This window comes from Streptomyces sp. NPDC005963, from assembly GCF_040638655.1.
Taxonomy (GTDB): domain Bacteria; phylum Actinomycetota; class Actinomycetes; order Streptomycetales; family Streptomycetaceae; genus Streptomyces.
The window spans coordinates 146,518-168,218 of the sequence record NZ_JBEXVD010000006.1; the positions used below are offsets into that span (position 1 = coordinate 146,518).

20 protein-coding genes and 1 pseudogene are annotated in these 21,701 nt (G+C 71.3%); 9 read left to right on the forward strand and 12 right to left on the reverse strand.

The features are described 5' to 3' along the window. The first annotated feature begins 23 nt into the window (after window positions 1-23). Together ABZ348_RS11945 and ABZ348_RS11950 are read left to right on the forward strand one after the other, a co-directional pair. Window positions 24-752 carry a GNAT family N-acetyltransferase gene (locus ABZ348_RS11945; RefSeq protein WP_358931898.1) on the forward strand — a complete coding sequence of 243 codons (729 nt, stop codon included), beginning with the start codon at window positions 24-26 and terminating at the stop codon, window positions 750-752. A gap of 102 nt (window positions 753-854) precedes the next feature. After that, window positions 855-2,828: a DUF5107 domain-containing protein gene (locus ABZ348_RS11950; RefSeq protein WP_358931900.1), complete on the forward strand. Its 1,974-nt coding sequence runs from the start codon at window positions 855-857 to the stop codon at window positions 2,826-2,828. Between the two features lie 165 nt (window positions 2,829-2,993). On the opposite strand, the gene ABZ348_RS11955 is transcribed toward ABZ348_RS11950, so the two are convergent. From ABZ348_RS11955 to ABZ348_RS11965, 3 genes are all read right to left on the reverse strand, one after another. Continuing rightward, window positions 2,994-3,347, reverse strand: a complete 354-nt coding sequence (locus ABZ348_RS11955; RefSeq protein WP_358931901.1) for a VOC family protein — start codon at window positions 3,345-3,347, stop codon at window positions 2,994-2,996. Between the two features lie 113 nt (window positions 3,348-3,460). Beyond that, a complete protein-coding gene (locus tag ABZ348_RS11960; protein WP_358931903.1) occupies window positions 3,461-4,270 on the reverse strand; it encodes a class I SAM-dependent methyltransferase in 810 nt (269 codons plus the stop codon). A gap of 84 nt (window positions 4,271-4,354) precedes the next feature. Beyond that, window positions 4,355-5,860 carry a phosphatase PAP2 family protein gene (locus tag ABZ348_RS11965; protein WP_358931905.1) on the reverse strand — a complete coding sequence of 502 codons (1,506 nt, stop codon included), beginning with the start codon at window positions 5,858-5,860 and terminating at the stop codon, window positions 4,355-4,357. A 468-nt stretch (window positions 5,861-6,328) separates the two neighbouring features. Here ABZ348_RS11965 and ABZ348_RS11970 point away from each other — a divergent pair, with 468 nt between their 5' ends. The 3 genes from ABZ348_RS11970 to ABZ348_RS11980 all read left to right on the forward strand — a co-directional run bounded on the left by ABZ348_RS11970 (window position 6,329) and on the right by ABZ348_RS11980 (window position 9,962). Further along, entirely contained in the window at window positions 6,329-7,558 is a 1,230-nt protein-coding gene (locus ABZ348_RS11970) for a sulfite oxidase (RefSeq protein ID WP_358931907.1), read from the forward strand. Between the two features lie 92 nt (window positions 7,559-7,650). After that, entirely contained in the window at window positions 7,651-8,868 is a 1,218-nt protein-coding gene (locus ABZ348_RS11975) for an aminotransferase class I/II-fold pyridoxal phosphate-dependent enzyme (protein ID WP_358932219.1), read from the forward strand. Between the two features lie 11 nt (window positions 8,869-8,879). Then, a complete protein-coding gene (locus ABZ348_RS11980; RefSeq protein WP_358931909.1) occupies window positions 8,880-9,962 on the forward strand; it encodes an MBL fold metallo-hydrolase in 1,083 nt (360 codons plus the stop codon). A gap of 109 nt (window positions 9,963-10,071) precedes the next feature. On the opposite strand, the gene ABZ348_RS11985 is transcribed toward ABZ348_RS11980, so the two are convergent. After that, complete coding sequence (locus ABZ348_RS11985; protein WP_358932221.1) at window positions 10,072-10,695, reverse strand: VTT domain-containing protein; 624 nt, start codon at window positions 10,693-10,695, stop codon at window positions 10,072-10,074. A 41-nt stretch (window positions 10,696-10,736) separates the two neighbouring features. Continuing rightward, window positions 10,737-11,507: an MBL fold metallo-hydrolase gene (locus ABZ348_RS11990; protein ID WP_358931911.1), complete on the reverse strand. Its 771-nt coding sequence runs from the start codon at window positions 11,505-11,507 to the stop codon at window positions 10,737-10,739. 97 nt (window positions 11,508-11,604) lie between these two features. Here ABZ348_RS11990 and ABZ348_RS11995 point away from each other — a divergent pair, with 97 nt between their 5' ends. Next, window positions 11,605-12,009 (forward strand): hypothetical protein, encoded by a 405-nt coding sequence (locus ABZ348_RS11995; protein ID WP_358931913.1) that lies wholly within the window; start codon window positions 11,605-11,607, stop codon window positions 12,007-12,009. A 276-nt stretch (window positions 12,010-12,285) separates the two neighbouring features. On the opposite strand, the gene ABZ348_RS12000 is transcribed toward ABZ348_RS11995, so the two are convergent. Continuing rightward, window positions 12,286-13,362: a winged helix DNA-binding domain-containing protein gene (locus ABZ348_RS12000; RefSeq protein ID WP_358931915.1), complete on the reverse strand. Its 1,077-nt coding sequence runs from the start codon at window positions 13,360-13,362 to the stop codon at window positions 12,286-12,288. A 26-nt stretch (window positions 13,363-13,388) separates the two neighbouring features. Next, window positions 13,389-14,123 carry an alpha/beta hydrolase gene (locus ABZ348_RS12005; protein WP_358931917.1) on the reverse strand — a complete coding sequence of 245 codons (735 nt, stop codon included), beginning with the start codon at window positions 14,121-14,123 and terminating at the stop codon, window positions 13,389-13,391. Between the two features lie 79 nt (window positions 14,124-14,202). Here ABZ348_RS12005 and ABZ348_RS12010 point away from each other — a divergent pair, with 79 nt between their 5' ends. Together ABZ348_RS12010 and ABZ348_RS12015 are read left to right on the forward strand one after the other, a co-directional pair. Continuing rightward, entirely contained in the window at window positions 14,203-15,186 is a 984-nt protein-coding gene (locus ABZ348_RS12010; protein ID WP_358931918.1) for a YafY family protein, read from the forward strand. Window positions 15,187-15,364: 178 nt separating this feature from the next. Continuing rightward, the gene (locus tag ABZ348_RS12015; protein ID WP_358931920.1) at window positions 15,365-17,557 is read left to right on the forward strand and encodes a phage holin family protein; all 2,193 of its coding nucleotides are present in this window, start codon (window positions 15,365-15,367) and stop codon (window positions 17,555-17,557) included. Between the two features lie 70 nt (window positions 17,558-17,627). On the opposite strand, the gene ABZ348_RS12020 is transcribed toward ABZ348_RS12015, so the two are convergent. Then, window positions 17,628-18,107, reverse strand: a complete 480-nt coding sequence (locus ABZ348_RS12020; RefSeq protein WP_358931922.1) for a peroxiredoxin — start codon at window positions 18,105-18,107, stop codon at window positions 17,628-17,630. Between the two features lie 272 nt (window positions 18,108-18,379). Here ABZ348_RS12020 and ABZ348_RS12025 point away from each other — a divergent pair, with 272 nt between their 5' ends. Further along, window positions 18,380-18,808, forward strand: a complete 429-nt coding sequence (locus ABZ348_RS12025) for a hypothetical protein (protein ID WP_358931924.1) — start codon at window positions 18,380-18,382, stop codon at window positions 18,806-18,808. Here ABZ348_RS12025 and ABZ348_RS12030 read toward each other — a convergent pair. The 4 genes and pseudogenes from ABZ348_RS12030 to ABZ348_RS12045 form a co-directional block, all read right to left on the reverse strand. Then, a pseudogene (locus ABZ348_RS12030) lies at window positions 18,798-18,952 on the reverse strand (transcriptional regulator); the annotation flags it as partial. The gene ABZ348_RS12025 and the pseudogene ABZ348_RS12030 sit on opposite strands and share 11 nt — an antisense overlap. A gap of 28 nt (window positions 18,953-18,980) precedes the next feature. Further along, the gene (locus ABZ348_RS12035) at window positions 18,981-19,409 is read right to left on the reverse strand and encodes an SsgA family sporulation/cell division regulator (protein WP_358931925.1); all 429 of its coding nucleotides are present in this window, start codon (window positions 19,407-19,409) and stop codon (window positions 18,981-18,983) included. Between the two features lie 137 nt (window positions 19,410-19,546). After that, entirely contained in the window at window positions 19,547-20,977 is a 1,431-nt protein-coding gene (locus tag ABZ348_RS12040) for an MAB_1171c family putative transporter (protein WP_358931927.1), read from the reverse strand. Window positions 20,978-20,980: 3 nt separating this feature from the next. Beyond that, complete coding sequence (locus tag ABZ348_RS12045) at window positions 20,981-21,529, reverse strand: hypothetical protein (RefSeq protein WP_358931929.1); 549 nt, start codon at window positions 21,527-21,529, stop codon at window positions 20,981-20,983. Window positions 21,530-21,701 lie beyond the last annotated feature (172 nt).

A 21,701-nucleotide genomic window follows, 5' to 3' on the forward strand; every position in this document is an offset into this window, starting at 1 on the left:
GGCCCGCCCGATAGCCTGGCCGGATGTCCCCCTCGCCCACCAGCACACCGCCGACAGGACCGCCCCATCTGGCCCTCGGCCCACATGTGGGCATCCGGGAGATCACCCACGCGGATGGCACGGAGTTCATCGCGGCAGCGCGCGCCAGCACCGCCCACCACCGGCCCTGGCTCTTCCCGCCGCTGACCCCGAGCACGTACGCCACCTACGCCCAGCGGCTGATCGACGACCCCGGACGGATGGGGTTCCTGGTGTACGAACGGCTGGGCGGCGGCGGGCACGGCGGCGATCCGTCCCGGACGGGACCCGCGCACGCGCACCACGGTGGCGACCCGACCCGGACCCCGCCCGAGCCCGCTCGGCATGGCGGCGACCCGTCCCGGACCCCGCCGGATCCGGTGCCGGACCGCCTCGCCGGCTTCATCAACATCAACAACATCGTGCACGGCTCCTTCCGCTGTGGAGCCCTCGGATACGGGGCGTTCGGCCACGCCGTGGGCCGCGGCCTGCTGAGCGAGGCGCTCGACCTGGTCGTCCGCCATGCCTTCGGCCCCCTGGGCCTGCACCGCCTCGAAGCGAACATCCAACCGGCGAACCACGCCTCCCTGGCACTCGTCCGCCGCGCCGGCTTTCGCCTGGAAGGACTCTCACCCGCCTTCCTGCACGTCGACGGCGCCTGGCGCGATCATGAGCGCTGGGCGCTCACCAGCGAGATGGTCGAGGGCCCGTCCTTCGCCAGCTCCGAAGACTGACCCCCCGATCCCCCTGTTCGGCGGCCCGATGACCCTGTTCGATGGTCATCGGGCCGCTGCCCGTCGGAGTCGGCGGCCTTCGGAAAGCGAAGTGAGGTTGTCTTGGCCACATCCGTGCGGCGTACCGTACTGAACCTGCCCGCGGCCCCGGTGGGCCCGGCCAATCCGCTGCCCGCACTGCGACCGCTCCCCACGTCGTACTCACTCGACGAGCGTGCCGCAGCCGGACTGCCGCGGGACATGGCCCGTCAGATCGGATACGAGCCCCTGCACAGCCTGCTGCCCGTGCGGATGCTCGACGGCTACGACCGCGAGCGCACCCCCACCGAACTCGACGCGCTCGTCATCGAGAACGACCATCTGCGCGCCACCGTGCTCCCCGGCCTCGGCGGGCGGGTCCACTCCCTGCACCACAAGCCCACCGGACGGGAACTCCTCTACCGCAACCCCGTCTTCCAACCCGCGCACTTCGCCCTCAACGGAGCCTGGTTCTCCGGCGGCATCGAGTGGAACATCGGTGCCACCGGCCACTCGACCCTCACCTGCGCACCCTTGCACGCGGCCGTCGTCCCAGCCCCCGACGGCGGCGAGATGCTCAGGCTCTGGGAGTGGGAACGACTGCGTGACCTGCCCTTCCAGATCGACCTGTGGCTCCCGGCCGACTCGGCCTTCCTCCATGTGGGCGTGCGCATCCGCAATCCCCACGAGGAGCGGACCGTCCCCGTCTACTGGTGGTCCAACACCGCCGTGGAGGAACACCCCGACACCCGAGTCCTCGCCCCCGCCGACCGGGCCTGGCACCATGAACACTCCCGTCCGCTCCAGTCCGTACCCGTACCCCAACACGAGGGCACGGACCGTACCTACCCCTCCCGCAGCGAGCACCCCGCCGACTACTTCTACGACGTGGCGAGCGCCGACCGCATCTGGATCGCCGCGGTCGACGGCGACGGCCACGGCCTCGTCCAGACGTCGACCGCCACCCTTCGGGGACGCAAGCTCTTCCACTGGGGATCGGGACGCGGCGGCACACGCTGGCAGCGCTGGCTCACCGAGCCGGACACGCCCCGGTACGCCGAGATCCAGGCGGGCCTCGCCCGTACCCAGCTCGAACACGTCCGTCTCGAAGGCGGCGGCGAATTCAGCTGGTTGGAGGCGTACGGACCGCTGAGCGCCGATGCGAAGGCGATACACGGCGAGGACTGGACGGCGGCCCGTGCCGAGGTCGAGTCACGACTGGCGGACGCGCTGCCCCAGGAGACGTTGGAAGCCGCGTACCGCGCCTGGCTGCCCCATGCGGACACCGAACCGGTCCGTTCGCTCGCCACCGGATCGGGCTGGGGCGCACTCGAAGTGCTGCGCGCCGGATTCGCCCTGCCCGGTACGCCCTTCGCCCCGTCCACCCTCGACGACGACCAGGCGCCCTGGCAGGAGCTGCTGGCCACCGGGGTGTTCCCCGAACCGCGCCGCGTGTTGCCCCCGGGCCCGTCCCTGGTCGCCCCGCACTGGCGCGACATGTTGGAGACCGCACCCGCAGACCCACTGACGGAGTATCACCTCGGAGTCGCCCAATGGCACGCGGGCGATCTCGCCCAAGCCGTCCGCAGCTGGGAACGGGGTCTGGAGCTCGCACCCTCGCGCTGGCCGCTGCTGCGCTGCCTCGCGGTCGCCGACCAGGTGGGCGGTCACCCCAAGCGCGCGGCTGAACGCTTCTGCGAGGCGTTCGACGACCTCTGCCAGGAGCGGCGCGACAGCGGGGAGACGTGGACGGCGGCGACTGCCGCCCTCGGGCGGGAGGCCATCGAGGCGCTCCTCGCGGCCGGGCGTACGGAGGAGGCCCGACTGGTGTGGGCGCGGCTGCGGCCGGCCGTGCAGCAGCGCGGACGGTTCCGTCTGGTCCATGCTCGGCTGTTGCTCGCCGAGGGGTACCGCGACGAGGCGCGGGCGATCTTCGAGGGCGGCTTCGAGGTGGCCGACCTCTACGAGGGCTCCGAGGTGCTGGCGCAGGTCTGGTCCGAGCTGTCGGACGACCCGCTGCCCGAGGAGTACGACTTTCGGATGCGCCCTGCCGACTGAACGCATCGACTGAATCCACCGCTTGAATCCACCGCTTGAACGCACCGCGGGTGGTGCTACGGGAAACCCGGTGAGGCCGTCGGGCCGACAGCCGGGACCGCGGGCACGAACGTCGGCGATCCGTCGCTGACGGTTCGTGCCCGCGGTCCCGTACTTGACCATGCGTCAGAGGGACGGCTTGCGGTCCGCGTACTCGAAGACGGAGCCGTCCGGGTGTACGGCGATCAGATTGCGACCCACCGGCGTCGGCACCGGTCCCGCAATGACCTTGGCCCCCACCTCGTTGAGCGTCGCGTGGGTCTCGTCCACATCGCGGACGGCGATGGTCGCCGTCACCTTGCGCAGCACTTCCAGCTCCGACTCGGGTCCGCTCATCAACAGGAAGCACCCCACTGCCGCCACGGACACACCACCGCGCTCGAAGCGCAACGGAGTGGTGCCGGTGAGGCGTTGGTAGAAGGCTGCTGCGGCCTCCAAGTCGTCGACGCAGACGCGCAAGGTCGTTCCGAGGATCTCCATGTTGCGAGCCTAGTTTGTGACGGCGGGTGACGGAAACGCCACCGACGAGTCACCGGTCAACTGCCGGTGTGTTGGCAGGGATCACCCACCGCGGAGGGGGAGCTCCTACGGCGTCAGGCCCGGCAGATCAGCTCGCCGTGCGGCACCAGGTACCAACCGTCGTCCTGGGCCCCCCACTCCCGCCAGCCCTCCGCGATGGCCGTGAGACGATCTGCCGTGGTGTAGCCGTCGTCCACCGCGATGCTCGCGTACACCGATCCCGTGGTGCGGTCCGCCCACAGCCCGCTCCACCACGCACGCTCCTCGGGCGTGGCGAAGCACCAGTTGGAGGCCGTGGCACGGATCTCGGTGAATCCCGCCGCCCGCGCCCATGACAGGAGTCTTCGGCCGGCGTCGGGCTCGCCCCCGTTCGCGCGGGCGACCTGGCGGTACAGCGTCTGCCACTCGTCCAACACGGGGACCTGCGGGAACCAGGTGAACGCGCCGTAGTCACTGTCCCGTACGGCCACGATCCCACCGGGGCGGCACACCCGTCGCATCTCGCGCAGGGCGCCCACCGGATCCCCCACGTGTTGCAGCACCTGATGGGCGTGGACCACATCGAAGGAGTCGTCGGGGAAGTCCAGTTCGCCGACGTCGGCCACTGCGAAGTCGGTGTGGGCGAGGCCGCGTTCCTTCGCCAGGTTTCGGGCCTGGTCGACGATCTCGGGGGCGATGTCCACCCCCGTGACGTGCCCGCCCGGCACCAACTCGGCCAGATCCGCGGTGATGGTGCCGGGCCCGCAGCCGATGTCCAGGATCCGCATGTCGGCGGTCAGTTCACCGAGGAGATACGCCGCCGAGTTGGCGGCCGTACGCCAGGTGTGCGAGCGCAGCACCGACTCGTGATGGCCATGGGTGTAGACGGCGGATTCCTGTGGCATGGCGGACCTCCCTGGAGCGGTTGGGAGCTCCACGGTACGCCCGCTGGCCGAATAATGAGATGGCCGTCTTGTTATGTGGACAACTCACAGGAGGGCCTGCGGTCGGTACACCGTCAGTGCACCCACCGCCTTGTCCACGGTGAACTCGGCCGGAGCCAAGGTCACTTCACCGTCGTACGCCAACGGTGTCCCGGGCTCCACCCCCGTGATCCGCAACCGGTGCAACTGCTCCGCGGCATGGACGGGAGAGCGGCTGAGCGGTCCGGCGAGCGCCGCCGCCATCAACCGCAGCCCGGGCCAGCGGCCCCCGTGCACCACCCGGACGTCCAGCAGCCCGTCCGCCAGGTCCTGGCGGTGCCCCGGAGTGGGCCCCACCCGCTGGTAGACGCCGTTGCCGGCGAACAGCAACCACATCGGCCGGTGCCGCCCCTGTACCGAAGCCTCCAGTGGACGCCCGTGGCGGAGCACCCGGGCCGACGCCAGCACCCCGGCTGGCCAGCCGCCGATCCGCGGTGACCAGCGCTCGCGGATGTTCACCAACTCCGGGTAGACACCGAGGCTGAAGGTGTTGAGGAAGTACCCGGGGCGACCGTCGGCCTCATCCGGGCCGGGAGTGAACCGACCCAGGTCCACCTTGACCGCATCTCCTGCGACCACTGCCCGAAAGGTGTCCTGCGGAGTCTCGATCCCCAGGTCATACGCGAAGTGGTTGAACGTGCCGCCGGGGAAGACCGCCAACGGAACATCCTGTTCGATGGCGGCGGCTGCCGCTCGGTTGATGGTGCCGTCGCCGCCGAACACGCCGAGGGCACGGCAGTTGCGGGCAGCCTTGTCCAAGGCCGGGCCCAACTCGCCCGGCCCGCACTCCACCACCTCGGCGAGCGGCAGCGCCTCACCGATCAGCTCCGCCGACTCGGCCGAACCGGAGCGGCGGTTCACCACGATCACCAGGCCTTCGCCGTCCGCCAGCGCCGGAGCACTCGTGTGCGGCCTGCCGGGCGTCGGCAACTGCGACCGCGTCGGGACCATGCCCCGGATGGCAAATGCGGCGCCCACCCCGAGCGCCGCGCCCGCGAGCACATCACTGGGGTAGTGGACACCGGTGTACACCCGCGAGAACGCCACCGAAGCCGCCACCGGAGCGACCACCGCACCCCAGCCCTTCGACTCCAACGCGACACCGGTGGCGAACGCCGCGGCGGACGCGGCGTGGCCGGAGGGGAAGGACGTGGTGAAGGGCTGACGCTTCAGTCGCCGTATCACCGGCACCGCATCAAGCACCGGACGCGCCCGGCGCACCGACCGCTTGCCGATGGTGTTGATCGTGGCGGAGGCCAGGGCGAGCGACGCCATCCCGCGGACCGCAGCCCGCCGCGAACGGGCGCTGCCGCCCAGCGCGGCGATGCCGGCCGCGGCCCCCAACCACAACAGCCCGTGGTTGGCGCTGCGACTCAACCGGGGCAGCACCGGTTCGGCACCCGGCCACTCCCGTGTCGCGACCGCTTGGAACACCTGGCGGTCCAGACGGCTGAGCAGACCGGGGACGTCCGTCCGCAACCTCGGGTTGTGCTGTGCGTGCTCAGGAGACATGGATCGCGCGTACCCCGCCCGAGGGCTTCCCACGCACGGTGCCCCCGTTCGCCGAGCACCCCATCACCCCTGCTCCTCGCGTTCCCCTCGGGTTCCCCACGCGTTCTTTGCGCTCGAACCCGTCGAACGGGCCGAAGGCATGTGCCCGAGCCCTGTCGAACGGGCCGGAGCCATGGTTAGGATCGCCCGCATGGTCATCACCCAGGACGACAGGGCCCTCCCGGCAGCGATACCGCGCCGACCACGCCCCTGTTCCTGTTGATCTGACCCACGAGCGCACGCGACGGGCCGTACTGGCTTCCGCCGACTGCGCTGATCACCTCCCGCCGTGGTGGAGCCCGCGAGAGGCCGCCCGCTCGCCCCTGCCGTGCCCGGGGCGTCGGCGCGCTGCCGAACCCAGAGCCCGACCGACACCCGGCATCCGTCACCACTGCGCCGCACGCGTACCCCACCCCCGAGGAGCACCTCATGCCTCCCCTGTCCGCAGCCCTCTCCACGCACCGCCGTGACCTGCTGAAACTCATCGGCGCCACGTCCGTGGCCACTGGGCTGCTGCCGGCCTTACCCGCCCGTGCCACCCCCCAGCCACCGGCCCCCGCCCCGATCGCCCCGGGGATCGTGAAGCCGCTTCCGCCCGAGGTCTTCACCATCCGGGGCACCAATGCGGAAACCCGCTTCGAGGCGTTCCGCGACACCGGTCACCTCACCCCCGCCGACCGCTTCTTCGTCCGCAACCACACCTCCACCCCGCGCCTGAACGAGAACGACTGGCGGCTGACGGTGTGGGGCGGTGCGCTCAACGGCCGCCGGTCCGTCGACTTCAGCTATGGACAGTTGCGATCCCTGCCGTCGGTCACCCGAACCGCCGTCGTGGAGTGCGCCGGCAACGGACGGAGCTTCTTCACCACCCAGCAGGGCGAAGCCGTCAGCGGCACCTCGTGGACGCTCGGAGCGATCGGCGCCGCCCGCTGGCGCGGCGCCCGACTGCGCGACGTGCTCCACCGGGCCGGAATCTCCTCGGCCGCCGTGGACGTCATGCCGCGCGGCCTGGACGACGACTTCATCAGCGGCGGGCTCAACCTCGGCCGGGTGCGCCGTCCGCTGTCCATCGCCAAGGCCCTCGACGATGTGATCCTCGCGTACGAGATGAACGGCGAACCCCTGCCGTACGACCACGGCTTCCCGGTACGTGTGATCGTGCCCTCCTGGATCGGCATCGCCTCCATCAAATGGCTCGGCGACATCGAAGTCAGCGACAGGCCGTTGGAGTCGCCGTGGAACACGCAGTTCTACCGGCTCTTCGGTGCCGGCCATCCTCCCGCAGGCAGCCAGCCGCTCACCCGACAGACGCTCAAGAGCGCCTTCGAAATCCCCGTCGGAGCGGCGTTGGAGGTCGACAGGACCCATCGGCTCACCGGACGGGCCTGGTCGGCCGCTGCGCCCGTCCACACGGTCGAGGTCAGCACCGACGGCGGCGCCCACTGGCATCGGGCGCACCTGCGTGACGCCCCGCGCCGCCACGGTTGGGTGCGCTGGTCCCTGCCCTGGCACCCGCGCCGTACCGGTCCCGTCGAACTGCTCGCCCGGACCACCGACCGCGCCGGGAACCGCCAACCCGACCGCACCCCCCACAACACCCAGGGGTACCTCTTCGACGGGATCGTCCGGCACCCGGTCACCGTGGTCGCGCCGGGCTAGCCCGCCGGGCGGTCCAGCCCGAACCTCCGTATAAAGGGCACGTGAGCCAGGCGCCGGGCCGGCTCCGGCAGCGCGAGGGCCCAAGGAGCGGGATGCGGCGGACGGAGACCGAAGGGCACGGCCCCGTCCGCTACGGCCCGCCCGCACCCGAGCCGGGACTGCCCGTGCCCGCGGAACTGTCCGAAGTCCTGGCCGCCGCCGCCGGCCGCGCCGAGGGCGAGCCGCCCGGCGGCGGTCCGCTCCTGCGCGAGGCGGCGTCCGGCTACTGGTCGCGGCGCGGACTGCACACCCGCGCCGACCAGGTGGTCGCAGCCGCCGGACCCCAGCCGCTCCTCTTCGCGCTGATCGGCGCACACGACGGCGATGTGCTGATGCCCCGCCCCTGCCCCGCCTGGTGGACCCCGCAAGCCCGACTCCTGGGCCGGCCCGCCTATCACGTGCCCACACCGGCCGAGTGCGGTGGCGTACCCGATCCGTACGCGCTGCTGGAGACCGTCCGGCGGGTACGGGCCGAAGGCGGCCGTCCCGGTCTGCTGCTGCTGTCCGTCGCCGACGACCCCACCGCGACCGTACCGCCGCCGGAAACGGTGCACGAGGCGTGCGAGGCCGCGATCGGCGAGGGACTGCACATCATCAGCGACGAGACCTGGCGGGACACCCTCCACCGGCCCGCGGGAACCGTGCTCCTCAGCCCCGCCGAGATGTGCCCCGACGACGTCACCGTGGTCACCGACCTGGCCGGTGGCTTCCTGCCCTCCTCCTGGCCCGTGGCCGTCGCCCGCTTCCCCGCAACGGCGCGCGGCGCGGCCCACCGGGCCCGCACCCTCGACGTGCTGACCGCCATCGGCGCGCTCGTCGCCGAGCCGCTGGCCGCCGCCGCGACCCGCGCGCTCGACGAACCCGCCCCGCTGACGGCCCACCGGGAGCATGCCGTGGCCCTCCATGCGGCGGTGGCCGGTGCCCTGCACCGGGCGGTCCTGGCCCGCGGTGCCCTGTCCCGGCCGCCCCAGGTCGGTCGGCACCTCTATGTGGACCTCGGGCCCCTGCGGCCCCGCCTCGCCGAGAACGGCGTCGCCGATTCGATGGAGCTGGAGGAGTATCTGACCGCACGGCTCGGGGCGCCCGCACCCGGAGGCCACCGGTTCGGCGATGAGCTCGGTGCGCTCCGGGCGCGGTTGGCGACCGCACCACTCCTCGGGGAGACGCCGCAGCAGCGACAGGAGTCCCTCACCTCGCCGGCGCCGCTGGAATTGCCGCATGTCGCGGCTGCGTTGAACATGCTGGAAAGGGCCTTCGACGAATTGCGGTGAACGGAGGCAGGATGGCCGAGCACGGAGTGCCGACGGATGCGGCGGACCCACCGCAGGAGGAGGAACCGGCCTCCGGCGGGATCGGGACGCTCGGCCGCAGGGCCGGGCGGGCACTGCCGGACGCCTATGGATCGTCCACCCGCCCCCTGGGCGAGGTCCGTCACTGGCCGCGTTCCTTCGCCGACCGACTCACGGCCCCACTGCCCGGTGTCCGGGCCCTGGCGCGCCTCGCCCGCGAGGGCGCGGCCCGCCCCCGCACGGCCGGGCTGCGGGACATTCCGCTCCTGCCCTTCGCCCCCGGCCCGCTGCCCGTCGTGGACAGCACCGCGATCGCCGTGACCTGGGCGGGACACGCCAGTTGGGTGCTCTCCATCGGCGGTCTGACCGTTCTGACCGACCCGGTCTGGTCACGGCGCATCCTCGGCACCCCGGCCAGGATCACCCCCGTCGGCGTGCGCTGGGCCGACCTCCCGCCCGTCGACGCCGTGGTGATCAGCCACAACCACTTCGACCATCTCGATGCCCCGACCCTCAAGCGGCTTCCCCGACGCACGCCCGTCTTCGTGCCCGCCGGCCTCGCCCGCTGGTTCCGCCGTCGCCGTTTCACCCGGGTGACCGAACTCGACTGGTGGGAGGGTACGGAGTTGGCCGGCGTCCGCTTCGACTTCGTCCCGGCCCACCACTGGTCCAAGCGCACCCTCACCGACACCAATCGTTCGCTCTGGGGCGGTTGGGTGCTCACGGACCGCATCGGCCGGACCGTGTACTTCGCGGGAGACACCGGATACGGACACTGGTTCCGGGAGATCGGCCGGCGCCACCCCGGTCTGGACGTGGCCCTGCTGCCGATCGGGGCCTATGCGCCGCGCTGGTGGCTGCGCGATGTCCACACCGATCCCGAAGAGGCCGTGCGCGCCTTCGTCGACCTCGGAGCCCGGAACATGGCCCCCATGCACTGGGCGACCTTCGTCCTGTCCAGCGAACCCGTTCTGGAACCCCTGGCGCGGGTCAGAGCCGCCTGGGAGCACATCGGACGGCCCCGGGAACAGCTGTGGGACCTGCCGGTCGGCGGCTCCCACGTACTGACCGCCTGAGCGCCACCGCCCGGCGCGTACGTCGCACTCCACCGGCACCCGGCGGTGTCTTCGGTCATCAGGGCGTCGAGCTTTGAGGGCTTCGGGCTCCTCGGGTCGTCGGGTCCGCTCAGGCGTGCTGACCCGACGACCCCGGACGGCGCCGACGGAGCCCGCGCCAGAGCGCCGGTGCCCCACTGATCACCACCGTCAGTGCCACCGCCAGGGCCACCCCCTTCCACGGCTCGTCGAACAGCGATCCCCCCAGAATCCCGATCAACTGGTACGTCACCGCCCAGGCCAGACAGGCCGGGAGATTGCCCCGTACGAACGTGCGCAGCGGCATGGTGGCCAGCAGACACGCCAGCATCACCGGTATTCGCCCGGCCGGAATGAGCCGGGACAGCACCAGGACGGCCACGCCGTGGTCCTCCAGCTTGCGCTGTGCCTGCGCCAACCGGTCCGGATCGGCATGGCCGCGCAACTCCTCCAGCCAGCGGGAACCGCTCTTGGAACGCACTCCGCGCTGCCCCAGCCAGTAGAGCGTCACATCGCCGACGAAGGCCGCGAAGGAGGCGACCAGGAAGACGAACAGCAGTGCGAGCGGGGCCGTCTGGTGCACGGCCACCACCGCAGCCGAACTCACCACGGCACCTGTGGGCACCACGGGAACCAAAGCCCCCAGCGCCACCAGGAGAAAGAGCGAGGGATAACCCACGGCCTGTTGGGTCGACTCGGGCGGAAGCCGCTCCATGACGTCCGAAATCCCCGCCAGGGCGTCCGAGAACAGGGTGGTCACCCGTCGACCTCCGGTCTCCACCGCTCGCCGTGACCGAGCCGGTGCACGGCCACATCCGGGGCGAGTCGGGCCGTCTTGCGGACGAACTCCTCGCCCGGGGCGTGGAACTCGTGGGGCCGGACCCCGTCCATCCCGATCGGCCAGTAGGTGCCGTAGTGCACCGGTACCGCACAGCGCGGCCCGAGCGCGGCCACCGCCTGCGCCGCTCGACCGGCATCCAGGTGACCGTGGCCCAGATAGGGCCCCCACCCGCCGACCGGAAGCAACGCCAGATCGATCGGACCGACCTCCGCCGCCATGGAGTCGAAGAGACCGGTGTCCCCGGCGAAGTACGTGCGCGCCTCGCCGGTGATCACATAGCCCAGTGCGGGGGAGCGGTGCGGTCCCACCGGCAGTCGCCGTCCGTCGTGGAGCGCGGGCACCGCCCGTACCGTCACGCCACCCACGCGCACCTCCTCACCGGGGGAGACCTCGGTGAGCTCCAGGCCGAGTCGCCCCAGCCCGGGGACCGCTTTGACGGCGCCGCGCGGCACCACCAGCCGGGTGCCGGCTGCCAGCCGCGCCAGCGACGGCAGATGGAGGTGGTCACGATGCAGGTGGGAGACGAGCACCGCGTCGGCGACCGCCGCTTCGGGCGGTGGCACCGCACCCCGTCGTCTGCGCAGATGGGCCAGTCTGCGGACGAAGAGCGGATCGGTCAGCACCCGCACCCCGGAGTCCTCGACCGTACAGGTCGCATGACCCCACCAGGTGACGTCGACCGGCACGTCCGTCCTCCCTCGTTCGTACGGGCTTTTGGTACGAGCCTAGGGCCTCATCCGGAGTAGGGTCTGCGGGCGAACGGCGAAATCGGAGGGGACGACCATGGGCGGCCTACGCGTGGCGGCGATCGCGAGCCTCACACCCCTCGAAGAGCTCGACCGTCACCCCTTCCTCGTGGACACCCGTAGCCAGCAGCGGATGTGTACCCACTGGGCCCGTCAACGAGGACACACCGTCACCCGTCAGCTGGTGTTCTGCGGGGTGCGCCACGACCTGTGCGCGCTCTGGGCGGACGTGGACCACGACCGCGTCGACCTCTTCCTCGCCCCCAACCGAAGCGTGCTGGCCAGGGCGCTGGCATCGGTGCCGGACTTCATGGCGGAGTGCGCCCGGCGCGGGGTGGAGGTGCGGACCGCGGACCTGCCCGAGCCGGTGTACGACGCGGCGATGAAGGCGGATGTCCACCGCAGGCTCTCCATGCCGACCGCGGGCTACGACGGCTGCTGACACCCCGCGCACCCCGGCGCGATCACCGCGCGGGAGGGATGGGAGATCGAACCGGAAGACCTGGCGCACATCTCGCCGTACCCGACCGAACACATCGACCGGTTCGGCGAGTACAGCACCCACGAAGTCTCCATCCAGCCGGCAGCGTACGACCCGATTGACGTCGGCTTCACCCCACTCCGTGAGCAGGGTCTGATCGCCGCCGGCCTCGGTCTGGCCGCTTGATCCAACGCTCTCGGCTATACGGCCGCCCTTTTAGATCGGGATGCGGGTCCGCTAGGTGATGGGCCGCAGAAAGCTGACGACGGCCTCCTTTTCCACGTCGATACCCTGCTCGATCTGAGGCGGGACGGGTTCGAACGCATCCAGTTGGATGGAGCGCGAGCCGGGGCCGCGGGTCCACGTGGCGATGGCCAGGCCGTCGGCGATGACGGTGGGCCTGATGAGGCCGCCTCCCGGCCAGACGCGGGCCTGGTGCAGAGCCGGGACCGACAGCTCGCGGGTGCGGTAGCCGATCAGGTAGTTGTCGTAGGCGGGCAGCATACGAACGTCCGGGGTGTCAGACGGGCCCGGGAGTTGTTTCACCTGCCCGGCGAGCATGGTCCATGCACCGTACTCGGTGATCACGTCGGATTCCGCCAGGATTTTCCAGGCCCTACGGGCCCAGGTGATCGGCAGTCCGGACCAGGCGGCGAAGTCCTCCAAGGTGGCGGGGGCGTGCGCGGTCAGGTACCGGCGGGCCAGCTCGGCGAGAGCATCGTCGCCCTCCCATCGGAAGCACCCGGTGGCGGGCAGCCAGTCGTCGAGCAGCACATATGTGGCCTCACCTGCACGCTGCGGACCATGGCAGAGGGTGCCGGTGAGTGCCGCGTGGCGGATCAAGTAGAACGGCGCCTGCCCGTCCGGTGGAACACCGAGGGTGGTGAGGCGCTCGGTCAGCTCGGCCCGGGTGAGTGGGCCGTGTGCGGCAAGAGCACGCCGGATGAGATGGTCGGCGCGCTGGCGCAGATCATCGCCCAGGCCCAACTGCTGGTAGCGGCGGCTGGTCGCGGCAAGGATCCGCGGGGACAGCAACTGCAGCACCCAGCGGGCATCGTCGCTGGGGATGGTGTGCAGGGTGCCGCGCATGTACCAGTTGCGGACGATACTCCGCTCATTTTCGTAGGCCGTGCGGATGGCCCGGGCGGTGATGTCCCGGCCGCGTACCCGGATGCCCAGGTCGGCGGCCGTGGCGTCCTGGGCCTGGATGGCGAAGACCCGTCGGACGACCGCCTCGGCAGAGACCTCGCAGGCTCCGCCGGCCAGGGCCTGCGCGCAGGCCCGCAGCCTGCGGATGCTCGCGTGGTCAGGCATCGGGCGCTGCCTCTCGGTCGGCGCGGTCAGGAGACGGCCTTGTCGAGGACACGGGCGAGTTCGGTGGGCGCGGACAGCATCGGCCAGTGCCCGGTGGGCAGGTCGAAGCGCCTCCACGGAGGCTGGCTCAGGTAGGCCAGCATCGGCACCCCGGCTTCCAGCAGCCCCGTGAAGTCCCGGCAGGCGATCAGGACACGGTCCACCCCGGGACCGGGCTCGGTCGGGCCGGCGAGACGCTGGGTGAAAGTGCCGAACGGCTGAGGGGTGGCACCCGCGCGCAGAGCGTTCCGCTGGCCCTCATCGAGCCCATCGAGGCTGCTGGACAAGCCCAGGACCTCAAGGGGCGGCATCGGTAGCCGCCACCCGTCGCCGGAAGCGTCGACCTGTTGGCACAGTTGGTCCGCTGCCTGCGGCGGCATGAGGTCGAGCATGCACATGCCTGCGGCGAACGGGGCGCTGTCCACGTAGATCACGCGCTCCAGGCGGTCGCCGAGACGTCCGGCTGCCCCGGTCACCGGGGCAGCCGCGTAGCTGTGGGCGACCAGCGTGACCTCACGCAGACCGTTCCGCTCGACGAAGCCGGTGATGTCCGCGATGTGCGTGTCCAGATCCGTCTCGGGTCCCCCCTGGTCGGCGTGCTCGGCCAGGCCCGTCAGTGTCAGCGGCAGCGCCGAGTGGCCGCGCTCCCGCAGAGCGCGGACGGTGTCTTCCCAGGCCCACGCCCCGAGCCAGGCGCCGGGAACGAGTACGAAGGTGGCCATGTGATCTCCCAGAAGTAGGTGCTGCGGGGAGCGTAGAGTCGATACAGGACAGAATCCGCCCTGAAATGCCGAGTGATCCATGTCGCATCCCCTGACCCGTGTGCTGACCCTGCTGGAGCTCCTCCAGTCCAACGCCCGACTCACCGGGACGGAGCTGGCCGACCGGCTGGACACCGATGTCCGCACGGTGCGCCGGTACATGTCCCACCTGCGGGAACTGGGCATCCCCGTGGAAGCCGAACGTGGCCGCCACGGCGGCTACCGACTGGCCCGCGGCTACCGGATGCCACCCCTGGTCCTCACCAATGACGAGGCCCTCGCCGTCGTCCTTGGCCTGCTCGCGGCAGAACGCCTCGGCATGGGCACCACCGCACCGGCCACCGCCGGTGCCCTGGCCAAGATCGAACGGGTGCTCCCGCAGGCCCTGCGCGAACCGCTCGCCGCCATGCGGCAGACCCTGTCGTTCACCGCCAACGCCGTCGTCGGACAGGCACCCGGAACCGGCGTCCTGCTGGCCCTGGCCCAGGCATCCCGCGCCCACACGACCGTCGCCATCAGCCACCAGTCCTGGCGCCAGGAACACACCGAACGCGACATCGACCCCTACGGCGTGGTCTTCCACACCGGCCGCTGGTACGTCGTCGGCCACGACCACCTCCGCGACGGCCTGCGCACCTTCCGTATCGACCGCATCACCTCCGTCACCTCCGTCACCTCCCGAGTCGACGGCTTCACCGCACCCGACGGCTTCGACCCCGTCGCCCACCTGAATGCGACCCTCGCCCAGGGGCCCTACCGCTGGCAGGTCGAGGTGACGATCCACGGCCCCCTCGATGAGATCGCGCGCCGGCTGCCCCGCTCAGCGGTGACCCTCACCGCCCAGCCCACCGGTGTTCTCATGCACGCACGGGCAGAACGGCTGGACGGCATGGCCCACCTGCTCGCCTCCATGGAATGGCCCTTCACCATCCACCAACCCGACGAACTACGGCAGGCGCTCAAGACTCTGGCCGACCAACTCACCGCAGCCGCCCAACGAAGGCCGGAAGAACTACCGCAGTAGCGGCCCGCCGGGATGATGCCCCCGATCCCGCACCGCCCCGATCCCGACCGACCTGGCCCGTCCCCGCCCCCGTCCCCGATCGAACCCGGAGCCGTCCCTGAGACCCCACACCGGCGGATCGGCCACCGCGTCGGCTGTGCCAGGCTGGAGCCCTGTTCCAAGGTGAGGTGGGATCGGAGTGGCCGAAAGGCGGTGGCGCAGGGCCGGCAGTGCCCTGCTGCGCGTGATCGTGGTGTGGGCGGTGTCCACGCTCACGCTGTTGGCGCTCGCCGGGCTGCTGCCCGACTTCCAGTTGCAGTCCGACGACGGGGACAGCGCCACCCGGACCGCGGTGACCGCCGCCTGGGGCGCCGGCGCCTTCGGCCTGCTGACCGCCCTCGTCTGGCCCCTCGTCGTACGCGCCCTGCTGCTCGTACCCGCACTGGTGCTCGGTCTGCTGGTCTTCTTCCTGAACGGCTCGCTGCTGCTGATCGCCCTCCGGCTCATCCCCGACGGCCGGGGCGACGCAGCGCCCGAGACCGCCGTCGTGGTCGCGGCCGTGATGTCCGCCGTGGCGTCCGCGACGTCCACCGCCCTCGCGGTCAGGGACGACGACGCCTACGGCCGCAGGCTCTCCCGACTGGCCACCCGGCGCCGCCGCCGACAGGGCGCGAACGGCACCGGCAGCGACTGCCCGGGGATGGTCTTCATCCAACTCGACGGCGTCGGCCACGACGTCCTCCTGCGAGCGGTCAAGGACGGACTGATGCCGACGCTCGCCGGCTGGCTGGACGGCACCCACCGCCTCACCCCGTGGCGCACGGACTGGTCCAGCCAGACCGGTGCGAGCCAGTTGGGCATCCTCCACGGCTCCAACCACGACGTCCCCGCGTTCCGCTGGTACGAGAAGGACACCGGGCGCGTCATGGTGAGCAATCGGCCCGCCAGCGCCGTGGAACTCCAGCGCCGCGCCATCGAGCGGACCGGGGACGGCGGTCTGCTCACCCTGGACGGGGCGAGCCGCGGCAACCTCTTCAGCGGCGGGGCCGACCAGGTCGCCCTGGTGCTCTCCGTCTCCACCCGCCGGGGCCGGGAGAACCGCTCCCGCGCCGGATACTTCGCCTACTTCTCCGACCCCGCCAACGCGGTCCGCACGGCACTGTCCTTCGTCGCCGAGGTCGCGCGGGAGATCCAGCAGTCGATACGCGCCCGACTGCGCGGCGACCACCCCCGGGTGGCCCGCGGTGGCCTGTACCCCCTCATCAGGGCGTTCGCCACGGTGGTCGAACGGGACGTGGTGGTCGCCGCCGTGATCGGCGACATGCTGGCCGGACGCACCGCCGTCTACGCCGATCTGGTCGCCTACGACGAGGTGGCCCACCACTCAGGCCCGCACAGCCGGGACGCCGCCCTGGTGCTGGAGTCACTGGACCGTGCCGTCGCGCTGCTCGCCAAGGCCGCGGCCCACGCGCCCCGCCCCTACCGGATCGTGTTGCTCTCCGACCACGGGCAGAGTCCGGGCGAGACCTTCGAAGGGGCGTACGGACTCACGCTGAAGGACCTGGTGCGGGCGGGGTGCGGGCTACCGGTGTCCCGGCGCGCCGGGCGTACGGTCTGCGGGGCCGAGGCGCGGGACGCGGCGGCCGATGCCCTACGGATCGGTCTGCACCGACGGCGCGAGGAGGAGCAGGACTTCGCCGCATCGGCAGCGCCCGGCCCGGGTGCCACTGCCGACACCCCGTGGGAGCGTCGGGATCAGATGGCCGCCGACCCGATCGTGCTCGCCTCGGGAAACCTGGCGCTGATCTCCTTCCCCGACCAGCCGGGCCGGCTCACCCGGGAGCAGATCGAAGCCCGTCATCCCGCCCTGCTGAGCACGCTCGCCAACCATCCGGGCATCGGGTTCCTGCTGGTCGCGAGCGAACGGCACGGCTCCGTTGTGCTCGGCCCCTCCGGCGTCGAGGTGCCGATCGCCGAGTTGACCGACGACGGTCCGCTCGCGCCCTTCGGCAAGGGCGCCGCCGAGGCCGTACGTCGCACGGACTCCTTCCCCCATGTCGCGGACATCATGGTCAACTCCGTGTACGACCCGGGAACCGGCGCGATCCACGCGTTCGAGCAGCAGATCGGGTCGCACGGCGGGCTCGGCGGGGAGCAGTCCCAACCGTTCCTCATGGCACCGGTCGAACTCGGCGACCCCCTGCACGGCACGGAGGCGGGGGACGCCGGAGGTGAACTGGTGGGTGCCGAACAGCTGCACCGGGTGCTCAAGCGCTGGCTGCGCGAGTGCACCGGCCCCCAGATCCCGCTGGAACTCGACGGAGACCGGGGCGAACCACAGGGGCAGGACGGCGGACAGCGACTCGAAGCCACCCCGCCGGGAGAACGCTAGCCGCGCCGACGAGCGGCTGCTGGCGTCGTGACCCGCCCGGGGGCACCGCCGTCTCCCACCCCGGGCGCGCTCAGCGGAGCGCGGCCAACTGCTCCGTCAACGTCCGTGTGGAACGGAAGGTCGCACCGATCAGGGCGACGTGCTTCCAGTGCAGGGTGCCGTCGCCGGCGATGATGAACACCGAGCGCCGCACCCCCAGCCCGGGCAGGGTCACCCCGAAGGCCCGGGTCACCGCACCGTCGGCGTCGGCGAGCAGGGGCATCCGCAGTCCGTACTTGCGGGCGAACGCCTCATGACTGTCCACGCTCTGCGGACTGATCCCCCAGACCTGCGCCCCGCAGTCGGTGAAGTCGTCGAGTCCGCTGGAGTACGAGCACAACTGCTTGGTGCAGACGCTGGTGTCGTCCCCCGGGTAGAAGGCGAGCACCAGCGGATGCCCCCGCTGCTCGCTCAGGGTGAAGTCGCGGCGCTCGAAGGATCCGTCCACGAGGACGCCGCCGGGGAGGGTGAAATCGGCGATCTGCTGGCCGCGTTCGGGTGAGGCTGCCAAGGTGACTCCCGTCGGAATGCGGCCTCCGGTTGTTGTGGACCGGACGCAGCCGTGGAGCGAGGCTCGATCGAGCTCTGACCTCGACCATTCTCCGGATCAGCGGCGCGCCTTGTCAGCACCCCCCGGCGCTGACACGTCAGTGCGGGCATTACCTCCTGGGTAATCGACCCCCGTCGCCCGCGGCGGCAGTCTGGACCCACCGGGACCCCGGCGGCGCACTCCGCCCGAGGCCCGGACCCCAAGAGTCCTGATGACCTCGATGGAGGCCCAGCATGTCCGCCACGTTCCTCTCCGGCATCGCCCGCACCACCGAGCCGCAGACCATGCTGCGCCGCTTCCTGCTCCTCGACGCAGTCGTCACCGGGGTCAACGGCCTGGCCTACGCGGCAGTTCCCGGCACCGTCGCCCGACTGACCGGGGTGGACGAGGGGCCTCTCCTGGTCATCGGGATCTTCCTCATCGGATACGCCCTCGCGGTCGCAGCGATCGGGGCCCGACGCAACCCGCCGGCGCTCCCGGTGAAGCTCGTGATCGAGTGCAATGCGCTGTGGGTCGTGCTCAGCCTCGTCTCGCCCCTGCTCTGGTTCGATCCGACCGTCGCCGGTTCGGTGTGGATCGTGCTCCAGTCCCTGGTCGTGGCCGGTTTTGCCGCCGTCCAGTGGGCGGCTCTCGGAGCACGGGAGAACACCCTCAGAGGGTGAGGGAGCGCAGGAAGTCGACGGTCGCCGGGTCGGCGGGCAGGAATGTCTCGATGGCCAACTCGGCGACCGTCACGTCCATCGGGGTGTTGAAGGTGGCGATCGAGGAGACGAACGAGAGCACCGGCCCCCGTGTTCGATCTGCATCGAGCGGATCCGGGCCGAGGCGACCTCGTCAGTCCTGCCAGTCCCTCGCTTCGCCGAGCAGGGCCGCAAGGCCGCTGTCGATGTCGAGGGCCCGACTCTCCGACTCCGCCGGAACCGTGGCGTACGAGTGGAGCAGGAAGTGTCGGAGCCGGCCGCTCGCGAAGCGCAGCAGGGCGACTCCCTCGGCGGAGCGCAGCTCCACCATCGTGTGCGTACGGTCGTAGGGCCAGATGTGGACGTCGCCCTCGCCCGACGGCGTGTGCAGTCCCGAATCGAGGAGAGCACGGGCGAAGGTCCAGGTCACGCAGGCTCCGTCGAGGGAGACCGCGGTGGGGAACACCATGTGGACCGCGAGTGGGTCCCGGGCGTCGTAGTTCAGACAGACGGTCACGGTCACGGGTACGAGTGCGTCACTGATGAGATGAGCCGGGACCGACTGTTCAACAGTGGGGAACATCGAGGGTCTCCTCTGTGGCTGCTTGGTCAACTCCTCGGGGGTTACGACGCAGTTCGGCTCCGGGAAACTCCATCAGGATGACGATCGGATGATGTGACCTATGTCACTCGAACTGGTGTGTGTGGTCTTCGCCCAGCTCACACGGGATCGATGGGGGGATCCTCAAGGGCGCACGGCTGGACCGCGCAGCGGACTCGGTACGACATCCAGGTGATTCCTTGACGACAACGGGCCCGGCAGAGCCGTCGGCCGATGACGCCGGGTGCGCACTCGTACGTCGGCGAGGGGATCGGGCCGGGCCGGAGCGTCGCCCGCCTCGGCGCGCCGCCGTCCGCCGACGGAGCCCGCTCCCCGGGAGCCGGCGATGGCATCGCCGATCCGGCGGCGGCCTCCTTGCGCACGGCATCGGTGACGTAGGGCGAGCGCAGTATCTGCGACAGCCGCACCAACCCCTCGCGTCCCGGACTGAGCGCCGCCGTCAGCGCATGGACGCCGGACTGCGCCGGGTCCGTACCCTCACCCGGTGGCTGGCCCTCGCGCCGGGCCTCCACCGCGGTGACCACCATCGCCGCCACCCCCACGGCCCTCGCGTACCGCCTCGGTGCATAGCCCACGACCGCCGATGCATAGGCGCGCCGCCGCACCCGGTCGTCGAGGTACGGCTGGAGCCTGAGCAGTTCGTCGTGGATCACCGTCTCGCGGACCGTCAGCCGCAGTTCGGGCGCCGCCCACCAGGGAATCCGGGGGCGCCGCGGAGGTTCGGCACCCGGCTGCGCCCGGCTGAGCCAGTGCCACAGCGCACCGAGGCGCGTATAGGTGAGGCCGGCGTGGAGCGCTGCCGTGAACCGCGGCGCGAGGAGCGGCACCAGGAACCCGATCGCCGTGGTCAAACCGCCGGCCGAGGCCAGCAGCGGCGCCGCCGTCGTACTGAGCGCGTCCCAGTTCCCGCCCGCCCATCGAGCGCCGATCGCGGTCAGTTTGGCCAGGCCGAACGACAGGTTGAAGAAGAACCCGGCGACCAACAGACAGAGCCCCACCCGCAGCCACTGGCCCACCGCCCGCGCCCACAGCAGGCACATGAGCGTGGTCACGGCGGCGGCCACCGTGTGCGCCAGCAGATAGAGGACGATCATCTCCCGCAGGTACGGGGTGTCGGCGTAGTAGGTGTCGAAGTCCCGCAGCCGCTCCACCGGCGCCTCCCCGAGCGCGAAGAGGACGGGGAGGAGGGCGATCACCGTTCCGTACGCGGCCATCCAGCCCCGGGTCACCCGTCGTACGCGCGAGGGGGGTCCGCCGCGCCAGTAGGCGATCAGTACCAGACAGGTGCAGCTGAAGGCGCACAGGAAGCAGTAGACGAGGGGGGCGGCGATGTTCGGGGTGCCCGTGAGGCGATTGATCAGCGCGATGGTGGCGGGGGCGGCGAGCACGAAGCAGGAGGTGGCGGTGAAGAGCACGAAGTGCACCGAGCGCACGAGCGGATCACGCCAGCCGCGGCGCAGCCCGGGCAGTTTCGCGGCCAGGGCCAGCGCGAGGACGATGGAGGGGAGGTAGTAGTCGCTGTTGCGCATGGATCAGCCTTGGCGGTGTCCGAGGGATGCCTGGATGCGCCGGGCGAGAGCGCTGGTGGCCGCGGCGCCCTCGGGACGCTCCAGCCAACGCCGCAGATGGGTCCCGAGTTCCAGCCCGAAGGTCTCCGCCTCCGTCTCCTGGGCCTGACGGAAGTCGGTGCGCGCGGCGAGTTTCTCCACGGCAGGCAGTCCGGTGCCGTCGGTGGCCAACCGGGCGGCTGCGGTTGCCCCGTTCGGCGTCCCGTGCGCGGGGTCGACCAGAGCGGTGTGGTGCGCGCTGCTGTGACCGGCCACCATGTGCCAGACCTCATGGCCGAAGATGATCAGTTGGTGGAGGGGTGAGGTGGTGGCCTGGACACAGATGACGTCCCGGTCGGCCATGTCCAGATAGAGCCCGCTGGCCGTCTGCGGGGGGAAGTCGACCAGATGGAGGACCACGGGCCGACCGCGCCGCTCGCTGAGCCGGGCGCACAGGGCGGCGAAGACCTCATCGGGACCGACCGGCCGGGCCTGTTCGAGTGCACGGGTCAGTTCGTCGCGAAGCTGGCGCATCGCGCTCTTGGTGCCCACTCCGCTCCCCCCGCCTCGACGACCTCGGCCTGCGAACACACCGTATCGAGGCCGAGGGGGTACGGGCGTGGACTCCCGGTAACGTGCTGAGGAATCCGGACACGATCGAGTGATGTCCGGCGGTCCGCCTGCGCTGTGCGCACCGATGCGCGGC

Coding starts and splice junctions, on each gene's coding strand:
- ABZ348_RS11945 (WP_358931898.1), top strand. CDS start 24: ATGTCCCCCTCGCCCACCAGCACACCGCCGACAGGACCGCCCCATCTG.
- ABZ348_RS11970 (WP_358931907.1), top strand. CDS start 6,329: ATGCCTCCCCTGTCCGCAGCCCTCTCCACGCACCGCCGTGACCTGCTG.
- ABZ348_RS12025 (WP_358931924.1), top strand. CDS start 18,380: ATGTCCGCCACGTTCCTCTCCGGCATCGCCCGCACCACCGAGCCGCAG.
- ABZ348_RS11960 (WP_358931903.1), bottom strand. CDS start 4,270: ATGCCACAGGAATCCGCCGTCTACACCCATGGCCATCACGAGTCGGTG.
- ABZ348_RS11985 (WP_358932221.1), bottom strand. CDS start 10,695: ATGGAGCGGCTTCCGCCCGAGTCGACCCAACAGGCCGTGGGTTATCCC.
- ABZ348_RS11975 (WP_358932219.1), top strand. CDS start 7,651: ATGCGGCGGACGGAGACCGAAGGGCACGGCCCCGTCCGCTACGGCCCG.
- ABZ348_RS11955 (WP_358931901.1), bottom strand. CDS start 3,347: ATGGAGATCCTCGGAACGACCTTGCGCGTCTGCGTCGACGACTTGGAG.
- ABZ348_RS11995 (WP_358931913.1), top strand. CDS start 11,605: ATGGGCGGCCTACGCGTGGCGGCGATCGCGAGCCTCACACCCCTCGAA.
- ABZ348_RS12000 (WP_358931915.1), bottom strand. CDS start 13,362: ATGCCTGACCACGCGAGCATCCGCAGGCTGCGGGCCTGCGCGCAGGCC.
- ABZ348_RS12040 (WP_358931927.1), bottom strand. CDS start 20,977: ATGCGCAACAGCGACTACTACCTCCCCTCCATCGTCCTCGCGCTGGCC.
- ABZ348_RS12045 (WP_358931929.1), bottom strand. CDS start 21,529: ATGCGCCAGCTTCGCGACGAACTGACCCGTGCACTCGAACAGGCCCGG.
- ABZ348_RS12035 (WP_358931925.1), bottom strand. CDS start 19,409: ATGTTCCCCACTGTTGAACAGTCGGTCCCGGCTCATCTCATCAGTGAC.
- ABZ348_RS12010 (WP_358931918.1), top strand. CDS start 14,203: ATGTCGCATCCCCTGACCCGTGTGCTGACCCTGCTGGAGCTCCTCCAG.
- ABZ348_RS11965 (WP_358931905.1), bottom strand. CDS start 5,860: ATGTCTCCTGAGCACGCACAGCACAACCCGAGGTTGCGGACGGACGTC.
- ABZ348_RS12005 (WP_358931917.1), bottom strand. CDS start 14,123: ATGGCCACCTTCGTACTCGTTCCCGGCGCCTGGCTCGGGGCGTGGGCC.
- ABZ348_RS11980 (WP_358931909.1), top strand. CDS start 8,880: ATGGCCGAGCACGGAGTGCCGACGGATGCGGCGGACCCACCGCAGGAG.